Source organism: Njordella aestuarii (genome assembly GCF_056494165.1).
Window position 1 is genome coordinate 378387 of sequence record NZ_CM151397.1, and the last position, 17246, is coordinate 395632.

The following is a 17246-nucleotide window of genomic DNA, read 5'->3' on the forward strand; positions in this document are numbered from 1 at the left end:
TAACGATCATCGTAAGAGGAAGCTTTATTCGAGCTCCGAAAACTGTTTCTTTGTCGCTGCATAGAACATAGTTCAAGCCGCGGTGCTCAAGCAATCGAATATAAGAAGTGCGAAGTACTCTTGGAATGCTCCTTTTTGGTGTTGATTAGGCATGCCTATTTCACTTGCTAGCCGTCCAGCCCAATTCGCGGCCTTACTATCCGCTGCCGTGGGAGCTCCGTACGTCTACTACAACGGCGTCGGTGGTAACGGCAGCCCTCCAACGCATGCGCTAGAGCAAACGGGTGTTCTGACGGGTTACGCTTCAAGTATTCAGGGCTCTCCCTCTGCGACTTCAAACCCTTATGGTTCTCCGGCGTATACGCCGTCAACGCTGGTCGCCGTTACGAATCCGGCAATCCGAGACTTACGTCATTTTGCGAGGTTTGATGTAACGCCAGGTTGGGTTACAGGAACGTTTCCGCGCGTCACGACCGTGTTGTCGAACGTGCAGATGGATGGGTTGCGCGTACCTGTCGTCACAGGCACCGCCCCTAGTGATTTCGCTGGCACAGTCGATTACTACTTTGACCGAAACCAACAGTTGCGCAGGATTCTTTTGCAAGGCTATTGCGGCGACCCTGCGAATTTAACGGCTATTTTGTTGCAAAGCTACAACTTGAAAGTCGAGCCGTCACTTGGCGGTCATTTGTATACTTCGCGATGGAATAATCGGGTGACCAGTTTGGCGATGATTCAGCCGGCACCGGTTGTGTATGCCAACGACGCCTACCGAAAGTACACCGTCTTTATCGAACTCAACCAACCCTCGATGGAATATGGGTTGAGCGAGCAATCGGAAGAAATTCTGAAAAATTCCTGGCAAAATCTAAGGTGGCAGTAGGCTAGATCGCTGTTAATCTTGTTGGCGATCGGCACTTAGCACGAGATTGTCTCTGTGGACAATGGTCTCGTAAGGGCAATGGCCAAGGATTTCTTCGATCATATTAGAGCGACATCCGCGAATGCGCTGAATGTCAGCCGAAGAGTAGTTTGATTGGCCTCGCGCAATTTCTATTTTGTCTGGTCCTGCAATCGAGATGGTATCACCTTTCTCAAACTCGCCGGTCACATCATGCACGCCAATCGGCAACAGCGAACGATGTTGAGCGGAAATAGCATGGACTGCGCCTGCGTCAACTATTAGCTGTCCGGCGCACTGGGCTGTAAAGCCAATCCAACGCTTTTTGGCTTCCATTAACTGACTACGGGGATGGAAAAGAGTGCCGAGTACTTCTCCGGCAGCAAGTCTGGCTAGTATGTTGTCTTCCTTGCCCCAGGCGATGATGGCGGCGACGCCGCTCGAATTAACAAACCTCGCCGCGGCGAGTTTGCTTGCCATGCCGCCCTTGCTCACTCCTGTGTTTCGGTCCCGTACCAGCTCGAGGACGTTGGAATCGACGCGTGAGACAGAGGGCAGCACTTTTGCTTCTGGATCCGACGGATCGCGGTCATAGAGCCCTCGGACATCGCTCAGGATCACAAGCAGTGGCTTGGTAAAAATACCCGCCAACATAGCTGCCAGGCGATCATTGTCACCAAACGTCGTCTGCAACTCTTCCACCGCTACCGTGTCGTTCTCGTTGATAATCGGGATCGCACCCAAGTTATGGATCGCCGCTAACGTATTGCGGACGTTCAGATATCGAACGCGATCATCTAAGTCGCTTGCGGTCAGCAAGACTTGAGCCGCATGCAATCCATGCTTACCTAGCGATTCTTCATAGGTCTGAATCAACTGTGCTTGGCCAACCGCCGCGACGGCTTGCAAAGTCGCAAGTTCTTTTGGACGGGCTGGCAGTCCTAGGCGTCCGACTCCACTGGCGACTGCGCCGCTGGAAACCAACACTACTTTCTTTCCCAATCGAGTGAGATGCGCCAACCCGTCGCTCAAACGGCTTATCTGTTCGCGGTCCAGGCCGCCACCTGGCTGCGTCAAAATTCGGGAGCCGACCTTTACGACCCAAATGTCTGCGTCCTGAAGAATCGAATTTCGGTCTGCGGGTTCGACTGGCGTTTCAGCCATAATGGTTTGATTTGTTGAAGTTGGAGGTGGCTGATTCAGCAATTCTGGCCGGACACTATTTACAGTCCTGCGAAGTGGCCGACAATTGCATACACACAAACTTCCCAGTATGGGAAATCCCTAGTTTTCGAAGCTCGAAAGCGGGAAAGTGTGGTTATGTGTGGTGAGTGATGCAGAATAACAATCGTTCCGCATGTGATCTAGTCGATTCAGAAGCCGAAATTACGCTGCCCATTGGACGATTTTGGGCGAAAAGTACGGAGTCTTTTTAAAAGCGATGAGCGAACTTTACCACGAATGCGGAGTCGCCGCGATCTATCACCTGCCAGGGGGGGACGAAAGTCCGCTCTGTCCCGAGGGCGGCGCGTCGCAAGTTTCGCGTCTGCTCCCGCGAATGTTGCAAGACATCCAAAATCGTGGCCAATTGGCGGCAGGTATGACTAGCTTTCAAGCCGATCGCGCTTCGTTGCTGGAAACGCACAAAGATATCGGCACCGTCAGCGAGGTTTTTCAGCTCTCGCATCGCAATAAATGTGAGGAGCTAATGAAGCAGCTCTCCGGGCACGCGGCCATCGGTCACGTTCGCTATGCAACTTGCGGTCAAGATGACCGTTCTTATGCTCAACCATTCGAGCGGCAGCACATTCATAAGCACAAGTGGTTCAGCTTTTGTTTCAATGGCCAGCTTGCCAACTACCCAGAGCTGCGGGACCGCTTAACCGCCGATGGTGAGCATCACTTGGCACGTGAGTCTGACACCGAAATCATCATGCACGAAATCGCTCGCTATCTATCGCGCGAAGGTAGCGGCAGTAAATCTCTGATCGAGATTTTTTCCGCGGCCGCAAAGTGCTTTGACGGAGCTTATTCACTCGCGCTGATGAATGCCAAAGGCCATCTGTTAATCGCTCGCGATCCTCGCGGAATTAAGCCGATGTGCTATGCAATCGATGGCTCGCTCTTTGCCGCGGCTAGTGAATCTGTCGCGCTGTTGAACTTGTCCTTCCCACGCGAGTCGATCAAGTCGCTTCAGCCTGGACACGCGATATTGGTTACGCCCGAGGGAATTCGAATCGAACGATTCATCGAAGAAGAAGAGCCGAAGCACTGCTTTTTTGAATGGATCTACTTTGCCAATGTCGCAAGTACCCTCGATGATCGTAGCGTTTACCTGTCTCGAACACGGCTTGGTGAAGAGCTAGCCCGGATCGAACGCGAAAAAAAGACTTTCGAAATCGACGAAGATACGATTGTTGTACCGGTTCCCGATACAAGCAAAGCGGCAGCGGATTCGATGGCATTCCATTTGGGAATCCCTTCCCGTGAAGGGCTAATTCGCAATCGTTACAGCGGACGGACCTTTATCGAAGGCGGTCGCGCACGCAAGGCTAAAGCAGCGATCAAGTACACGCCGCTGCGGGAAGTATTGGAAGGCAAGCGAGTCATCCTGGTCGAGGATTCTATTGTTCGCTCAACGACTATGAAAGTTCTGCTCGATCGTATCCGGTCGTTAGGTGGAGCCAAAGAGATACACGTGCGAGTTGCTTGCCCGCCGATTATCGCGCCCTGTTTTTACGGGATCGATATGTCGACGATCGATGAATTATTCGCACCACAATTTTTGGAAGATGGCAAGTTGACGGAAGCGTCGCAGCGAGCCATGGCAGATCGGCTCGGGTGCGAGTCCTTGCGATATTTACCCGTTGATTCGATTGCACGAGCGATCGACTTGCCGTCTTCGCATCTTTGCCAAGCCTGCATTACAGGTAATTACCCGACGCCTTGCGGCGAGAAGCTCTACGATATTGCGGTGCGTAATTATCAGCAAGGAAAATCTGGACATCGTACGTACGATCTAGTCAGCACTCCGACTTGATAATCGGTCGCTGTTCTGTGGTAGGCAATCGTAGCTACGCTTGTACGATGCGTTTGGAGCCCTCTTCCGTAGCTGCGTTCGCCAAGAACGCGGTCGAACCCGGGTGCGTTTCCTGATAAGCGTGCTACTGGCTTGCCTCCCGATTCAGGTGCCACTGCTGGCTTGTCCAGCAGTGTCGTGGCCGAGGGGTGCGTTTCCGGTTGTGCACCGGCTTCTAGGCGAAGCCAGCTACGATGCGCGTGTAGGATGCGCTCGGGAATTTCTTCCGTAGCTGCGTTCGCCAAGAACGCGGTCGAACCCGGGTGCGTTTCTTGAAAAGCGTGTCATTGGCTTGCCACCCGATTTGGGTGCCACTGCTGGCTTGTTCAGCAGTGCCGTGGCCGAGGGGTGCGTTTCCGGTTGTGCACCGGCTTCTAGGCGAAGCCAGCTACGATGCGTTTGGAGCCCTCTACCGTAGCTGCGTTCGCCAAGAACGCGGTCGAACCTGGGTGCGATTCCGGTTGTGCCCCGGCTTCTAGACAAAGCCAGCTACAAGAAAACAAACCAAACTCTACGAACGAGTCACTACAACTTTTGCGGCTCGCAAGCCGTCACCGATCGAAGGCACTGGCGTACCGCGATAATGTTTGCGGCGGACCGTGTTGCCGTAAAAGTGCAACGGGCGATACTCGCGTTGCAGAATGGGAGTCGCGTCCTTCTTTTCACGGGCTTCGCCAAAAAGAACGACCCCATGAGTCCACCCAGGTTCATTAGCACTTACGGGAGAAACTACGAGGCTCGAAGCAGCGAAAACTGCACAGAAGAAGATTGGGAGAAACTTCTTAACCATCGCTTTGATCTGAACTTTCATCTTGATGAAACTGTAATTCTGCATTCGAACATGCGTCCGAAAGCTTGATACAAGTACTTTATTTCTTGGCTCCAGCTATGCAAATTATGAGCCCAGATTTGACGGAAGTTTTGGAAGTTCCGTATCGGTAAAATCAAATGATCGATGTAGTCGCGACGGTTCTGCGCATTAGATCGGCCAAAATTCTGACTCCCGCTGCCGAAGTTTCTACACTCAGCCCCGGCGAGCTAGCTGTCGCTTGCTTGGCTTGTTCGGTTGTCAGCGGCACGTGTACAAACGCCACCGGAGTCATAATCGACCGCGAACGCAGCCAGTAGTGCGATAGGTACATGATCGCATTACAAAGGTATGTGCCGGCGTGGTAGGAAACTTCAGCTGGCACATTTTGACGTCGCAGATGTTCTGCCCACAAACCAAGTGGGCAATTGCTGCGAAAGGCAACGGGACCGTCGTCGATTATTGAGCCAAACTCCCGTCCAGCCCCCTGAGTGAAACCGGCTACGTTAAGGCAAATTGCTTCGAGCTCAAGCTGACGACCGCCGGGCCGTTGGCCGAAGTGAATTACGCCATCGACACCCCGCGCTAGATCGATCTCCAAGCGTTCCTTCATCTTGTGCAGATCGACGGGATAGCGTCGTGTCACGATGTCATTCGTCCCCCCGTGTTCACGGAGGTACTCCGTCATTGCTAGCCAGCTGGAATTCTCCGTCCACTGATCGTAAGTATCAAACGCAGTCAGCAGTATGGCCATATCGCAACGAGCTCGGATCCGGAATGAATTGAAAACTACGTGCAATAGTATTTCGCTCTTAGGATGCAAGCAAACAATCGTTCGAAAAGATTCACTGCATCGTAATTACGGATTAAATGAACGTAGGAACCGACGACCTTTGTAAATACTATACGCCACGTCGGGCTCGATGGGGCGAGGCCGGCCTGACTGGGGGTACCATAGAAGTTCGGTCCCGTCGAATACGACCGTTCCTTCTGCGTCTTCCAACGTCCCCTGCCCTACAAAAACCCATTCGCCAAAAAAGCTGCCCAAGCGGAATGTTTCCAGGTTTGCGTAGTCGGCCGTCTCGAGCGCCGCTTTCAAGCCATTCGCGGTTTCCAGATGCGACGCCATGAACTCGCTGGGTCGCAGCTCGAATATTTCAGCGTGTTCTGCTTGCCATCCGGCGAAAGCCGCATAAATGTCCATCTCGGGCAGTTCGGCCATGTCGGCTGTAAACGCGTGGACCAGCGGACCGGCGATTCCAATATTGCTGAATTGTCCGTCCACCAGCGGATAGACAAAACGAAAAAGATAGCAGCTCTGTGGCACGTCAAAGCTTGGCCACATCAACGTTCGCTGATCGATCAGCTCTAGGTGCTTAGGGGCGATACCGTAGTTTTCTGGAGCCGCCAGCCACAGCGCCAGAGTCGACTCGGCACGGGCTGCTTCACTGCGGAATTGTTCATCAATCGATTCAATGAAACCAAGCTCTTCGGCGTAGTTCAATGCACGTAGCCGCGCGACAGGTTCGCTCGCCATCTTTTCGAGCAACTCTTGTCCATGTTCGTCACCTAGTCGCAAGATCGCCGCCGCCGCTTCACACGCAATGCGTCGATGACGCAACGCTGCAGCCCTCCGCAATGTCCCTAGAGCTTCTGTATGGAGCATTAGGCCCAAAGCGTCACTGAGTGCCACACACAGCGCCACAGACTCATCAAGTATCTGCTGGATCGTGGCAATATCGGTACCAAAGCGAGAGGGCGTTGTCTCCAAGATCGATAGTCGATCGACAACGGCATTCAGAAGCGAACTGAGCTTGTCTGCAAACTCAAGAAGCGGATGTTGTTCGGCCCGACCGCTATGAACCGTCCAGTTGGCGAGATCCAACACGGGTGCGATCGTCGTCGGATTGTCGAGCGCACCAACCAGTGCGGGAAAAAGCGAATCTGCCGCTAGCCCACGACGCTGCGTTAATGTCTCAACGCCGGACGCGGCTGAGCGATGGTTGGTTGGCGGTAGATCGACCATCAACGAGATCCACAATGGAATCGATTGCTCACTAGGAACTGCCAGCATTAGTCGCAACAAGACTTCTTCGGATCGGAAGGCATGAAACGGCTGTAATTCGCGGTATAGCCGTGCCGCTCCGATCACAATCCCGTCGGATGTCTGCGTTAGAAAGGCTGCTTCGACCCCCACATCCTTTCGCAATTGTGATAGATACTGCTGCAACCAAACGCTCAGGTTTTGAATGACCAGATCGACTCGCTTGGCCGTTTGATCAATATCGCGGTTCTCGGCAAAGAGGACTTCGATGAACTGCGGGAGCTTTTGGAGCAATTCGAGCGGCCAGTCTAGTTGCTCTGGCGCGTCAAACTGCGGAGGTATTTCGAAAGATTGTGGTGGCTTTGTCGAGCGGCTGGCGTCACGATGCGGTATAACTTGTTCACCATCCGCAACATTCGGCGCAGTGCTTGCGGAGTCTTGATCGGTCGGATTTGCACCCGGTTCCGACTTGATCCAGGCGAACGTTTGGTCGATCCATTGTTCCAAATCTATCATGTATCTGATGTTTCTCCGAATAATCTCGCTCTAGATGCTGATTCCGACAAGCCTACAATTGACCAAGCCGCACTGCGAAGATACCGTATTTTGAGAAAATATGGAGTGATTATGTTATTTCGGCCCGCCTCTACTGCTCTCCGGTGGCAAACACGATTCATCATTGTGTTGCAATTTCAGCGGTGCCGCATCCAACTGTGACGATTGTCACAAGAGCTTTTTTGCAGTGAGTAGTGAAGTTTTGCAAGAGGAAGTAAACGAACAAATTGTTGTCGAACGCTTCGAGGATATGGGGCTATCGCCTCTGACGCTCAAAGCGATTTATGCGGCCGGGTATGAAGCTCCTAGCCCCATCCAGGCTAGAGTTATCCCCGTAGCACTTGATGGTTATGACGTGCTGGGCCAAGCACGCACGGGAACTGGAAAGACAGCGTCTTTCGCGATTCCAATTCTAGAACAACTCGATCCCATCCAAGAGTGCAAATACCCGCAAGCGTTGGTGCTGGTTCCAACTCGCGAACTGGCGGGGCAAGTTTCTGGCGAATTCGAAAAGCTCGCATTTGGTGTCCCGACCTCCATCGTTGAGCTTTCTGGCGGCAAAGCGATGCAAAGCCAGCTTCGTAAGTTGGGCATTGGCGCCCAAGTTGTCGTGGGAACTCCAGGCCGTGTGATCGACCATCTGCGACGCGGTTCGCTCGTCTTGGATAATCTGTGGTGTGTCGTGCTCGATGAAGCAGACCGCATGTTGGACATCGGTTTTCGCCCTGACATCGAACGTATCCTTCGCCGCTGCCCCGAAACTCGCCAAACGTTGCTCTTGAGTGCGACCTTTGACGCAGAGATTCGCGAACTGACCAAACGCTATCTCTTCGAACCAGTCCACATCGACTGTTCCAGCAAGAACATGTCGGTTGAAACGATCGAGCAGCGCTATATCACAGCCGAAATGGATCAAAAATATGATCTGCTGATACAACTGCTGCGACGCGAAAAACCGCCGCAGGCAATTATCTTCTGCCGAACAAAGTTGGGCACCGCTAGGCTGCATCGCAAGCTAGAAGAGTCCTTTGCCAAAGAAGAGGACCTCAAGAACATGCAGTTGGAGACGATTCACGGAAATATGAATCAGCCTCAGCGTGATCGTGTCTTTGCCAAACTGCGCCGCGGAGATATTGATATCCTCGTAGCGACCGACGTCGTCGGACGCGGGATCGACGTCTCAACGATCTCACATATCATCAATTTTGATCTACCGCAAGATTGCGACGACTACGTTCACCGTGTCGGACGTACGGGCCGGATGGGGCGTGAAGGAATCGCCTTCTCCTTCGTCAGCAAAGACGACGGAATTCTGCTCACCGACATCGAACAACGAATCAATCGTTTGCTCGATAAGGACGAATTGTCCTTGCCAGTGCGTGGATACGAGAAGCGGATTGCTCAAGCCGAAGCTGCCGAACTCGCTGCTGCGGAAGCGTTGGAATCTGATGCCAAACCATCCATGTTTCGCGGTCGTAAACGCACCTCGCGACGATCCGGACGGCTATAAGGCTACGCTAGAATTTCACTGATGACGTGACCATGGACATCGGTAAGTCGGCGATTCGCACCATTGTGATAGAAGGTCAACTGTTCGTGGTTCAAACCTAGCAAATGTAGCACGGTGGCGTAGAAGTCATACACGCTTGCAATATTTTGCTCGGCGCGACGGCCAAATTCGTCCGTCGCTCCGTAAGTCGTTCCTCCTCGAATGCCGGCCCCCATCATCCAGGCAGTAAACGCATCTGGATTGTGGTCACGACCAACGGTGCCCTCTTGGTGCGTTGGCATACGACCGAACTCGGTGCACCATAACACGAGCGTGTCTTCGAGCAGCCCTCGCTGTTTTAGATCGGTAAGCAACGCTGCGGTCGGCTGATCAAAAATGGGCAGGTGGCGTTCGTAGTCGGCTTTCAGCGTCTTATGTGCATCCCAATTCAATAGTCCGTCGACTGCTGACGCCCGCGACGCGCAATACAGACTTACGTATCGCACTCCCTGTTCTAGAAACCGCCGAGCCAACAAGCAATTGCGTGCGTAGGCCGCCTTGAGCGAATTGGCATCGTCCGTACCGTACATCGCGTGGGTCGCACTCGTTTCCTGACTGAGATCGCTAGTCTCTGGCGCTGTCGTTTGCATTTTTGCAGCTAGTTCGTAAGCCGCCATCCGTGCTCGCAGCGCATCGAAGCCTGGGTTTTGCTGAGCGTACCGTTGATTCGCTCGCGCCAAGAATTCGCGCGTTGCACGATCTTGCTCCGCTCCGATCGACGAAGGTGCGGAAAGATTGCGAAGCGTCTGTTGGGCCGACATCATAACAGCCTGATGCTGGGCTGGCAAAAATCCATTTCCCCAGTTCGCCTTGCCGTTTGGCGGTTCGCCGCGAACATCTTGGATAGCAATGTAGGTCGGAAGATTCTCGTTCTCGTTACCTAACGCATAACTTACCCAAGCCCCAGCAGTTGGGAACCCTTCGCGAGTGAAACACGAATTCATGAAAATGCAACCTGGACCATGCGTGTTCGACCTCGATTGCATAGAGTGGATGAACGCGATGTCATCGACATGCTTGGCCATATGCGGCATCATCGAAGAAATCATCTTGCCGCTTTGCCCCGCAGGCTTGAAATCCCAAGGTGATCGCATCAGGTTTCCATTTTTTCCTTGAAAGGAAACCTCAGGGACGTCTCCCGGCAACGGTGTTCCATCGTACTTTTCAAGCGATGGCTTGTAGTCCCAAAGATCGATATGGGACGCTGCTCCAGGACAAAAGATCTGTAGAACCCGCTTAGCTTTTTGTGGCAATTGTATCGACGAAGGCGACTGAGCTGCCGCTTCTTGTTTGAGAAGTTGCGTTAGTGCGACTCCGGTCAATCCGCTGCTCATGGATTGTAGGAAGCTGCGACGCGATGTCTGTAGTAGGCCTAGACTATCCATCAGTTACTCAACAAAAAGTAGTTCATTGAAGTTTAGTAGTGCGCGACAAAAAGATTCAAAGCCATGCGCATTAACAATCATGACCGCATCGCGCAGTTCTTCATCGCTTGGCGTACGCTGTAACCCGATTCTATACGCGGCCTGAATTGAAGCGGCTATATCGGCGTTCGATTCTTGAGCTGTTCGTGTTTCAAAGGCCTTGGCCATGTCAATTGTGAAAGCATGGTTCAGCATGGTCAGGGCTTGCAACGGCGAGGTCGTTGTTGACCGCTTTGGGACGCTAAAAGAATTGTCAGGTAGATCAAAATCAGACAGCAGGTCAACCACGCTTGCTCGCGCATTCTGATGATAGACCGCTCGCCGGTAAGTCTCGGGTCCGTGTTGATCTAATGGGAAATACGTGCACACGTTGTTCTGCGTAAACTTGTAAAGCCTAAACCCAGGACCGCCACTGTCGTGCCGCAACACGTTTCCAAGTGTTAGCATGGTGTCGCGGATCTCTTCCGCTGACAAACGCCGCGGTGGGAACCGCCATAGCAAACGTGCTTCACTATCTTTCTCATAGGCAACTGTTTGATTTGCAGATGATTGGCGATATGTTTGCGAGAGCAAGATGTCACGATGCAGAGGCTTCAATTGCCAATTGTGCTGCTGCAAGCGGATCGCAAGCCAGTCCAATAGTTCAGGATGCATTGGCTGCCCGCCAAGAAATCCAAAGTCGTTCGGTGTATCGACGAGGCCTGCGCCGAAGTGATGCTGCCAAACTCGGTTTGCGAGTACTCGCGGCGTCAACGGATTGGAATCGGCAACAATCCACTTTGCCAAGGCTAGCCGGCGTTCACCCTCGTCGGCGTCTTCTGCGAGTTTGTACGTTTCGCCCATTGCAGACAGAACATTTAGACTCGCAGGCGGAACAACCTCCGCTGGCTTCATAGGGTCGCCGCCTACATGCACCCGTGTCGGCTCTCCAGGTTGATGATGATTGCCAACCCACATTTGCCTTAGCGGCGGGATGGCGTTGAGTTGTTGCTGCACACCAGCTTGTCGAGTTTGCAGAGCCGCTAACTTCTCATAAAGCTGTCGAAGCGAAGCTTTCTGGTCGCTCAATGCAGTCTCGCCACCCATTACTTCACGCCGCAGTCGCTCCATGGCATGGCTTTCGGTAAAGGGTTCGCGATCAAATGAATCCGCTGCCTTTACCCATTCAAGGCCATCGGTCGATGTAAAGATTTCATACTCACACGGCGTGTCACCTTCGATGTTTCCCTGTTCCCCTTCCCTGCTTCGAGAATTCGAAATAACAACACGATGGATTGAATCAGTTTGCGGAAATGAAATCTTTAATTCGGCAGGATGGCCAATGAACCACTGGGCTGCGAAATCGCCATCGTTTGTAAACTGGGACCCGTATGCTTCCGGAAAGTCGTCTGCCACGGCCGACTTCGCACCGCTTGCAATACTCCCGCTCTCTTGGCTCGCGACATTGTGAGTGTTATAATCATCCCATACTTGGACTTCGGTAAGTCGGGCACCTACTGCTGAAGTTGGATTTGAAGTGTGAGCTAGAAACCTAATAAGTACAAATTTCGCCTTGATCGCCTTAAAGCTTTCTTCGGTTCGTGTTGGATCAAACTTTGCCCGTAATGTAGTGTTCAGCTCTTGTATTGCCGAAGAATCAGCCCGGATTGTCGATTGCAATTTGTTGATTTCGTCGTTGATTGCGACAAGTTCATGCTCCAAAGGACTCTTTGCTGCAGTAAATCTGGCTTGCTCCTCTGTTGATGCAACGACACGGCGTCCATGCGTTACTCCTTCAAACGCAGACCTCAATCGATAATAGTCCTCAGTCGGAATCGGATCGAACTTGTGGTCGTGACATCGAGCACAGTTGATTGTTAAGCCTAAGAATGCACTGCTGGTGGCGGTGATGATGTCGTCCAAAGTTGCAGCGCGGATGTTTGCCTGAGCGACCACTTCTTGATTGCCGACATCATCGTAGGGACCAGCGACCAGAAATGCGCTGCCGACTTCTATATCTGGGTTCCCCTTCCCGATCACATCTCCAGCCAGATGTTCGACGATGAACTGATTAAAAGGTTTGTCGTCATTCAGCGAGCGAATCACGTAGTCCCGAAATGGCCATAGGTCATCAATTATTACATTTCGTTCGAAACCATTGCTTTCACCAAAACGAACGACATCCAGCCAGTGCCGACCCCATTGTTCGCCGTAGTGCGTTGAAGCGAGCAACCTGTCAACAAGCTCCGCCGTGGCGAGTTCTGGATCTTGTTCGTAGCTTCTACGAAACTCTTCCACCTGTTCGTAAGTGGGCGGCAAGCCGATCACATCGTAAAACAGACGACGAATCAACGTTCGCGCATCAGCCGGTGGGTTGGGAGTCAAACCTTCTGCAGCAAGTCGATTCCATACAAAACGGTCGATAATGTTTTTTTGCCAAGCGCTGCGGTCAAATTTGTGGGGTTGTTCGTCCGTTTCAGGCAGGTCGGACGGTTCAGACCTTGCAAGTGGTTGGAGTGACCACCACGATCTGTCGGCCCGCGTAATTTTCGTCGGCAGTTCGTCGCGTGGGTCGGGGGCTCCGATTTTGATCCACGTAGCGAAATCATTGATGATAGCTTCCGAAAGTTGGCCGGATGGCGGCATTTCAAGGCCATTCTCGTGCTTCAGGCTCTGCATCAAGGGGCTATCTTCGGGAGCACCTGGGACAATCACACTCTGTCCGCTATCGCCACCGCGCTCCCAGCCTGCTTTTGTATCAAGAAAAAGATTCCCCTTGAGTTTTTCGGCCTTTTCGGAGTGGCATTCGTAACAATTTGCGACCAAAACGGGGCGAATTTTCTGCTCAAAAAACTCGACGCCTTCGTCCGCCAAGGTGCTTGGGATAAGAAGTGTGTTATGCAATACAGCCAGCGCAATGGCAAGCTTCAACGCAAGGTCTCTCATCGAGATGTTCCGATCAAGTAGGCGGGAGATCGTCGCCAATTGCCTTGATGCAATCGGCCAGGCGGGAGGTTGTTGCGTTCTGCAGAGCTAATGGAGTCGTGGCGGGACTCATCCGCAAGAACGCAATTTATGAAAGGATCATCAGCGATTCAGAATCGTCGCTTAAAAATGCTTTTCTATCTCAGGTGCAATGGCTTCTGCCCAGACTGCATAGCTTGCGGGATTGAGATGCAATAGATCGGGCATTACGTCTTTGCTCAATGTGCCGTCTGGCTTCAGGAACTTATCTCCAATGTCAACGAAACTTACATATTCAAGCTCGTCAAATGCTTTGATCTTTTCATTGATCTCGTTATTCAGCTTCCGCATTGCGTCATCGGGTTGTTCGCCTCGTGGGAAAATCGCCAACAGGACAATATGCATCTTTGGCATCTTCTCGTGCATCTTCGCAAGGATCTGTCGAATACCTTCCGCAGTTTCATCAGCAGGATCTTGACGGTGTCCAGTGTTATTTGTACCTATCATGACGACCGCTACCTTAGGACTGATCCCGTCAAATTCACCATTCTCCAGACGCCAAAGAACCTGTTCGGTGCGATCACCCGAAAAGCCCAGATTAAACGCGTTCTTCTTGGCGAAGTGCTTTTCCCAGGCGTCTTTCCCTGCTCCTTCCCAGCCTTGAGTTATACTATCGCCGACAAATAGCAAGTCGATCTTGCCGGCCTCTTCTTTCTCTTTAAGCTTGGCTTCATGACGTGGCATCCACCACGATTGTGCCCACTCCGCGGACTGAGGTTCTGGGGTAATCGCCGGCGTAACTCCCTCTTTGGCAAATGTTGGTTGCAATAATGCTGCTACGAGCATCGCACAAATTATCATTCTCATGTTCAAGCCTTGCTAGTAAGCGGATAAAGTCTAAAGGGCACGCAATAGAGTGCCATTTGCGGTGTTTTTTGAAATAACATCAGCACTACGAACGAAATTCACTGTTATCGGTGATTTGGAGAAATCACATTCGATCGCGTAGTAATGTGGCGTTTCTACGAACTGCCATTGTAGCTGTAACATTTGTTCGGTGGTCCACCCGGCCGCGCCGTGAACGACGGTCGTGTTGACAATTGGTATCTCGAGCGTCACCAAATGCAAAGGCCATGAAAGTTTGCGGTCGACGGTTGACGGAAGCCATCGATCAAAACCGCATTGGATAGTTTGCACCCCATTCTCCGTGGATATCGTGCACTCGCATTTGTCAGGTGAGAAGCGAAGCTTCATCCCTCCAATACCCAAGGGATTACTTTCGAAGCGAAATTCCTTGCCTTCCAAAGCAAGTTGTCGTGGTGACTGATTCGCGCCTTTCGGCCGAGAAAACTCCAGCTTCGCGGTCTGTTGGGATATTAAGTTTGACGCGTCAGGTTGAGTCGAGATGGCGTCAAAACCCGGTAATAGATGGTCCCAAATGGCATTAAGGACCTGCTGCATATTGGGGACTTCGCTAGTGATTGCAACAACCGAATTGTGCTCTGGAAGCACGACGCAATATTGCCCGAAAGCTCCGTCGCCGCGATAGGCATTATAACGGCATCTCCAGAACTGGTAGCCATAGCCTTGGGCCCAATCACTTGTATTGTCTCGATCTGGATTACCGGAGGAATTGTCGATCTGCTTTTGCGTCGCCGATTGGACCCAGGCTTCCGACAACAATTGCTGATCCTTCCATTTTCCTTTCTGAAGATAAAGTTGCCCAAGTTTGGCAATATCTTCAGTACGAACTCGCAATCCCCAAGCGCCCGCATTGATACCCTTTGGATTGACCTCCCAGTCATAGTGATCAATCCCAAGCGGTTCGAATAGTCTGGGTTTTAGGTAGTCGACCAATGTGCTCTTGGTCACCTTGCTAATGAGCGCGGACAACATAAATGTCGCGCCGCTGTTGTATAAGAAGTGAGATCCTGGCTCGCGTTGTACAGGACTGGATAAAAATTGCCTTATCCAGTTTCCTGTTTCCATATTGAAATCGCTTCCAAAGATCGATTCCTTTTCATGCCCAGTCCCCATCATCAATAGATGTTTCACTCGCATTGAGGCAAGCTTGTCGCCGACGCTGTCGGGTAGGTCGTCAGGAAAATGTTCAACTACCAGATCTTCGACGGATAGCAAACCTTCGTCGATTGCCAGACCGATTGCCGTCGATGTAAAGCTTTTACTAAGCGAATAAAGTGCATGTTTGTATTCGGAGCTATAAGGCGTCCACCATGCTTCCGCTAGTACATGCCCGTTTCGCAATAACATGAAACTGTGCAGGGGTATTTGCTGGCGTTCAACGACGTTCAAAAAGTCAAGCACACGTTCAGGTGCAAAATCGTGTTTACTAAAATCACCCCTTGGTAACGAATTTGGTACATTGTCTTGCGATGATGCGAAATTACCAATCCTATCGACGCAGAGTCCTGCACAGGTGCCCGCTGATAAACTCAGAAAAGTTCGACGTTCCATGATGACTTTGAAGACCAGTGCCTAGAGGCAAGTTAAATAATTTGATGGATGGGATCGACATGCTCTACTCCCACTAGTTTCTGATCCAAGCCGCTGAAAAAGTACGAAAGTCGATTTGGATCCAATCCGCATTGATGCAACATCGTGGCATGCATAGCTTTGACATGCAATGGATTTTCTTCAGCCCTGGCTCCCAGTTCGTCGGTTGAGCCTACGCTGACTCCACCTTTGATGCCTCCGCCCGCCATCCACATCGTAAATCCAAACGAATTGTGATCACGCCCGGATCCCATAGCATATTCTGCTGTTGGTTGTCGGCCGAATTCACCGCCCCAGATAACCAGTGTTTCGTCGAGTAGACCGCGACGTTTCAAATCTTTCAATAAACCTGCTACCGGTTTATCGGTCGCACCTGCATGGTGATTATGGTTAGCTTCGAGGTTCCCGTGAGCGTCCCAATTATCATCGTTGTGTGCGCCGCCCGAATATAGCTGGATAAAGCGAACTCCTCTTTCTACCATTCGTCGCGCGATCAAGCAGCGTTTGCCAAAGTCTGCTGTCTTTTCGTCGTTAGCCCCATACAGTTCAAGCGTTTCGGCTGTTTCGTCACCAAAGTCAACTAGCTCTGGAGCCGACATTTGCATGCGATACGCAAGCTCGTACGATGCAATCCTCGCCGTCAAATCGGTGTTACTTTGTCTTTCGGCTGCATGTTGTTGATTGGCGAGACCAATGGAATCGATCAGATCACGCTGCATTTCGCGCGTCATGCCTGCAGGTGGTTGCAAGTCGAGAATGGGGGAGCCTTGCGTACGCAAGATCGTGCCTTGGTAGCTGGCGGGCATAAAACCGCTCGACCAATTTTTTGCTCCGCTGATCGGGCCGCCGGTCGGATCGAGCATTACGACATACCCAGGAAGATTATCATTCTCGCTGCCAAGGCCATAGGTAAGCCAAGAGCCTAACGAAGGAGCTCCCGAGAGAATCTTGCCGGAGTTCATCATCAACATTGCCGATCCATGGATCGGAGAGTCCGCGGTCATGCTGTGCAGAAACGCAATGTCATCTACGCAAGAACCGACATGAGGAAACAGATCGCTTACCCACTTTCCGCATTGGCCATACTGTTTGAACTTCCATCTTGGTTCAACGATTCGGCCTTCGTTGCGTTTGCCGCCGCGGCCAAACGTTTTGACCGTAACTGTTTTACCATCCATGCCCACCATGTTAGGCTTGTAGTCGAACGTATCGATGTGGCTGGGTCCGCCATACATGAATAGAAAAATGACCGATTTGGCCTTGGGCGCAAACATAGCCGGTTTTGGTGCGAGCGGATTGGTTGAAGCGACTGTTGCACCTTGAGCCATATCGCTGGCAAAAAATGAACTTAAGGCCAGCGATCCAAATCCCAAGCCGCCTTGCCAAAGAAACTCACGCCGCGTTCGGCCGCAAAAATTTTGTTGCATGG

Annotated in this window: 12 protein-coding genes; 3 read left to right on the forward strand and 9 right to left on the reverse strand. The window is 51.8% G+C overall.

What is annotated here, in order from left to right; all coding sequences use genetic code 11:
* Nucleotides 1-151: 151 nt before the first annotated feature.
* A complete protein-coding gene (locus tag SH451x_RS01410; RefSeq protein ID WP_479360503.1) occupies nucleotides 152-883 on the forward strand; it encodes a DUF6690 family protein in 732 nt (243 codons plus the stop codon).
* A 12-nt stretch (nucleotides 884-895) separates the two neighbouring features.
* Here the strand turns inward: SH451x_RS01410 and proB are convergent, their stop codons facing one another.
* The gene (gene proB, locus SH451x_RS01415) at nucleotides 896-2065 is read right to left on the reverse strand and encodes a glutamate 5-kinase (RefSeq protein WP_479360504.1); all 1170 of its coding nucleotides are present in this window, start codon (nucleotides 2063-2065) and stop codon (nucleotides 896-898) included.
* A 277-nt stretch (nucleotides 2066-2342) separates the two neighbouring features.
* Here proB and SH451x_RS01420 point away from each other — a divergent pair, with 277 nt between their 5' ends.
* On the forward strand, nucleotides 2343-3941 hold the full coding sequence (locus tag SH451x_RS01420) for an amidophosphoribosyltransferase (protein WP_479360506.1): 1599 nt from the start codon (nucleotides 2343-2345) through the stop codon (nucleotides 3939-3941).
* Between the two features lie 550 nt (nucleotides 3942-4491).
* On the opposite strand, the gene SH451x_RS01425 is transcribed toward SH451x_RS01420, so the two are convergent.
* The 3 genes from SH451x_RS01425 to SH451x_RS01435 form a co-directional block, all read right to left on the reverse strand.
* Complete coding sequence (locus tag SH451x_RS01425) at nucleotides 4492-4815, reverse strand: hypothetical protein (RefSeq protein WP_479360507.1); 324 nt, start codon at nucleotides 4813-4815, stop codon at nucleotides 4492-4494.
* A gap of 109 nt (nucleotides 4816-4924) precedes the next feature.
* Nucleotides 4925-5542: a pyroglutamyl-peptidase I gene (locus SH451x_RS01430; RefSeq protein WP_479360508.1), complete on the reverse strand. Its 618-nt coding sequence runs from the start codon at nucleotides 5540-5542 to the stop codon at nucleotides 4925-4927.
* 105 nt (nucleotides 5543-5647) lie between these two features.
* A complete protein-coding gene (locus tag SH451x_RS01435) occupies nucleotides 5648-7348 on the reverse strand; it encodes a HEAT repeat domain-containing protein (protein WP_479360510.1) in 1701 nt (566 codons plus the stop codon).
* A 226-nt stretch (nucleotides 7349-7574) separates the two neighbouring features.
* Between SH451x_RS01435 and SH451x_RS01440 the strand changes: the two genes are divergently transcribed.
* A complete protein-coding gene (locus SH451x_RS01440) occupies nucleotides 7575-8897 on the forward strand; it encodes a DEAD/DEAH box helicase (protein WP_479360512.1) in 1323 nt (440 codons plus the stop codon).
* A 2-nt stretch (nucleotides 8898-8899) separates the two neighbouring features.
* On the opposite strand, the gene SH451x_RS01445 is transcribed toward SH451x_RS01440, so the two are convergent.
* From SH451x_RS01445 to SH451x_RS01465, 5 genes are all read right to left on the reverse strand, one after another.
* Nucleotides 8900-10321 carry a DUF1501 domain-containing protein gene (locus SH451x_RS01445; protein ID WP_479360513.1) on the reverse strand — a complete coding sequence of 474 codons (1422 nt, stop codon included), beginning with the start codon at nucleotides 10319-10321 and terminating at the stop codon, nucleotides 8900-8902.
* Nucleotides 10322-10324: 3 nt separating this feature from the next.
* A complete protein-coding gene (locus SH451x_RS01450) occupies nucleotides 10325-13285 on the reverse strand; it encodes a PSD1 and planctomycete cytochrome C domain-containing protein (protein WP_479360514.1) in 2961 nt (986 codons plus the stop codon).
* Between the two features lie 162 nt (nucleotides 13286-13447).
* Entirely contained in the window at nucleotides 13448-14170 is a 723-nt protein-coding gene (locus SH451x_RS01455) for a platelet-activating factor acetylhydrolase IB subunit (protein ID WP_479360515.1), read from the reverse strand.
* 30 nt (nucleotides 14171-14200) lie between these two features.
* Nucleotides 14201-15778, reverse strand: a complete 1578-nt coding sequence (locus SH451x_RS01460; RefSeq protein ID WP_479360517.1) for a serine hydrolase domain-containing protein — start codon at nucleotides 15776-15778, stop codon at nucleotides 14201-14203.
* Nucleotides 15779-15810: 32 nt separating this feature from the next.
* Complete coding sequence (locus SH451x_RS01465) at nucleotides 15811-17244, reverse strand: DUF1501 domain-containing protein (RefSeq protein WP_479360518.1); 1434 nt, start codon at nucleotides 17242-17244, stop codon at nucleotides 15811-15813.
* Nucleotides 17245-17246 lie beyond the last annotated feature (2 nt).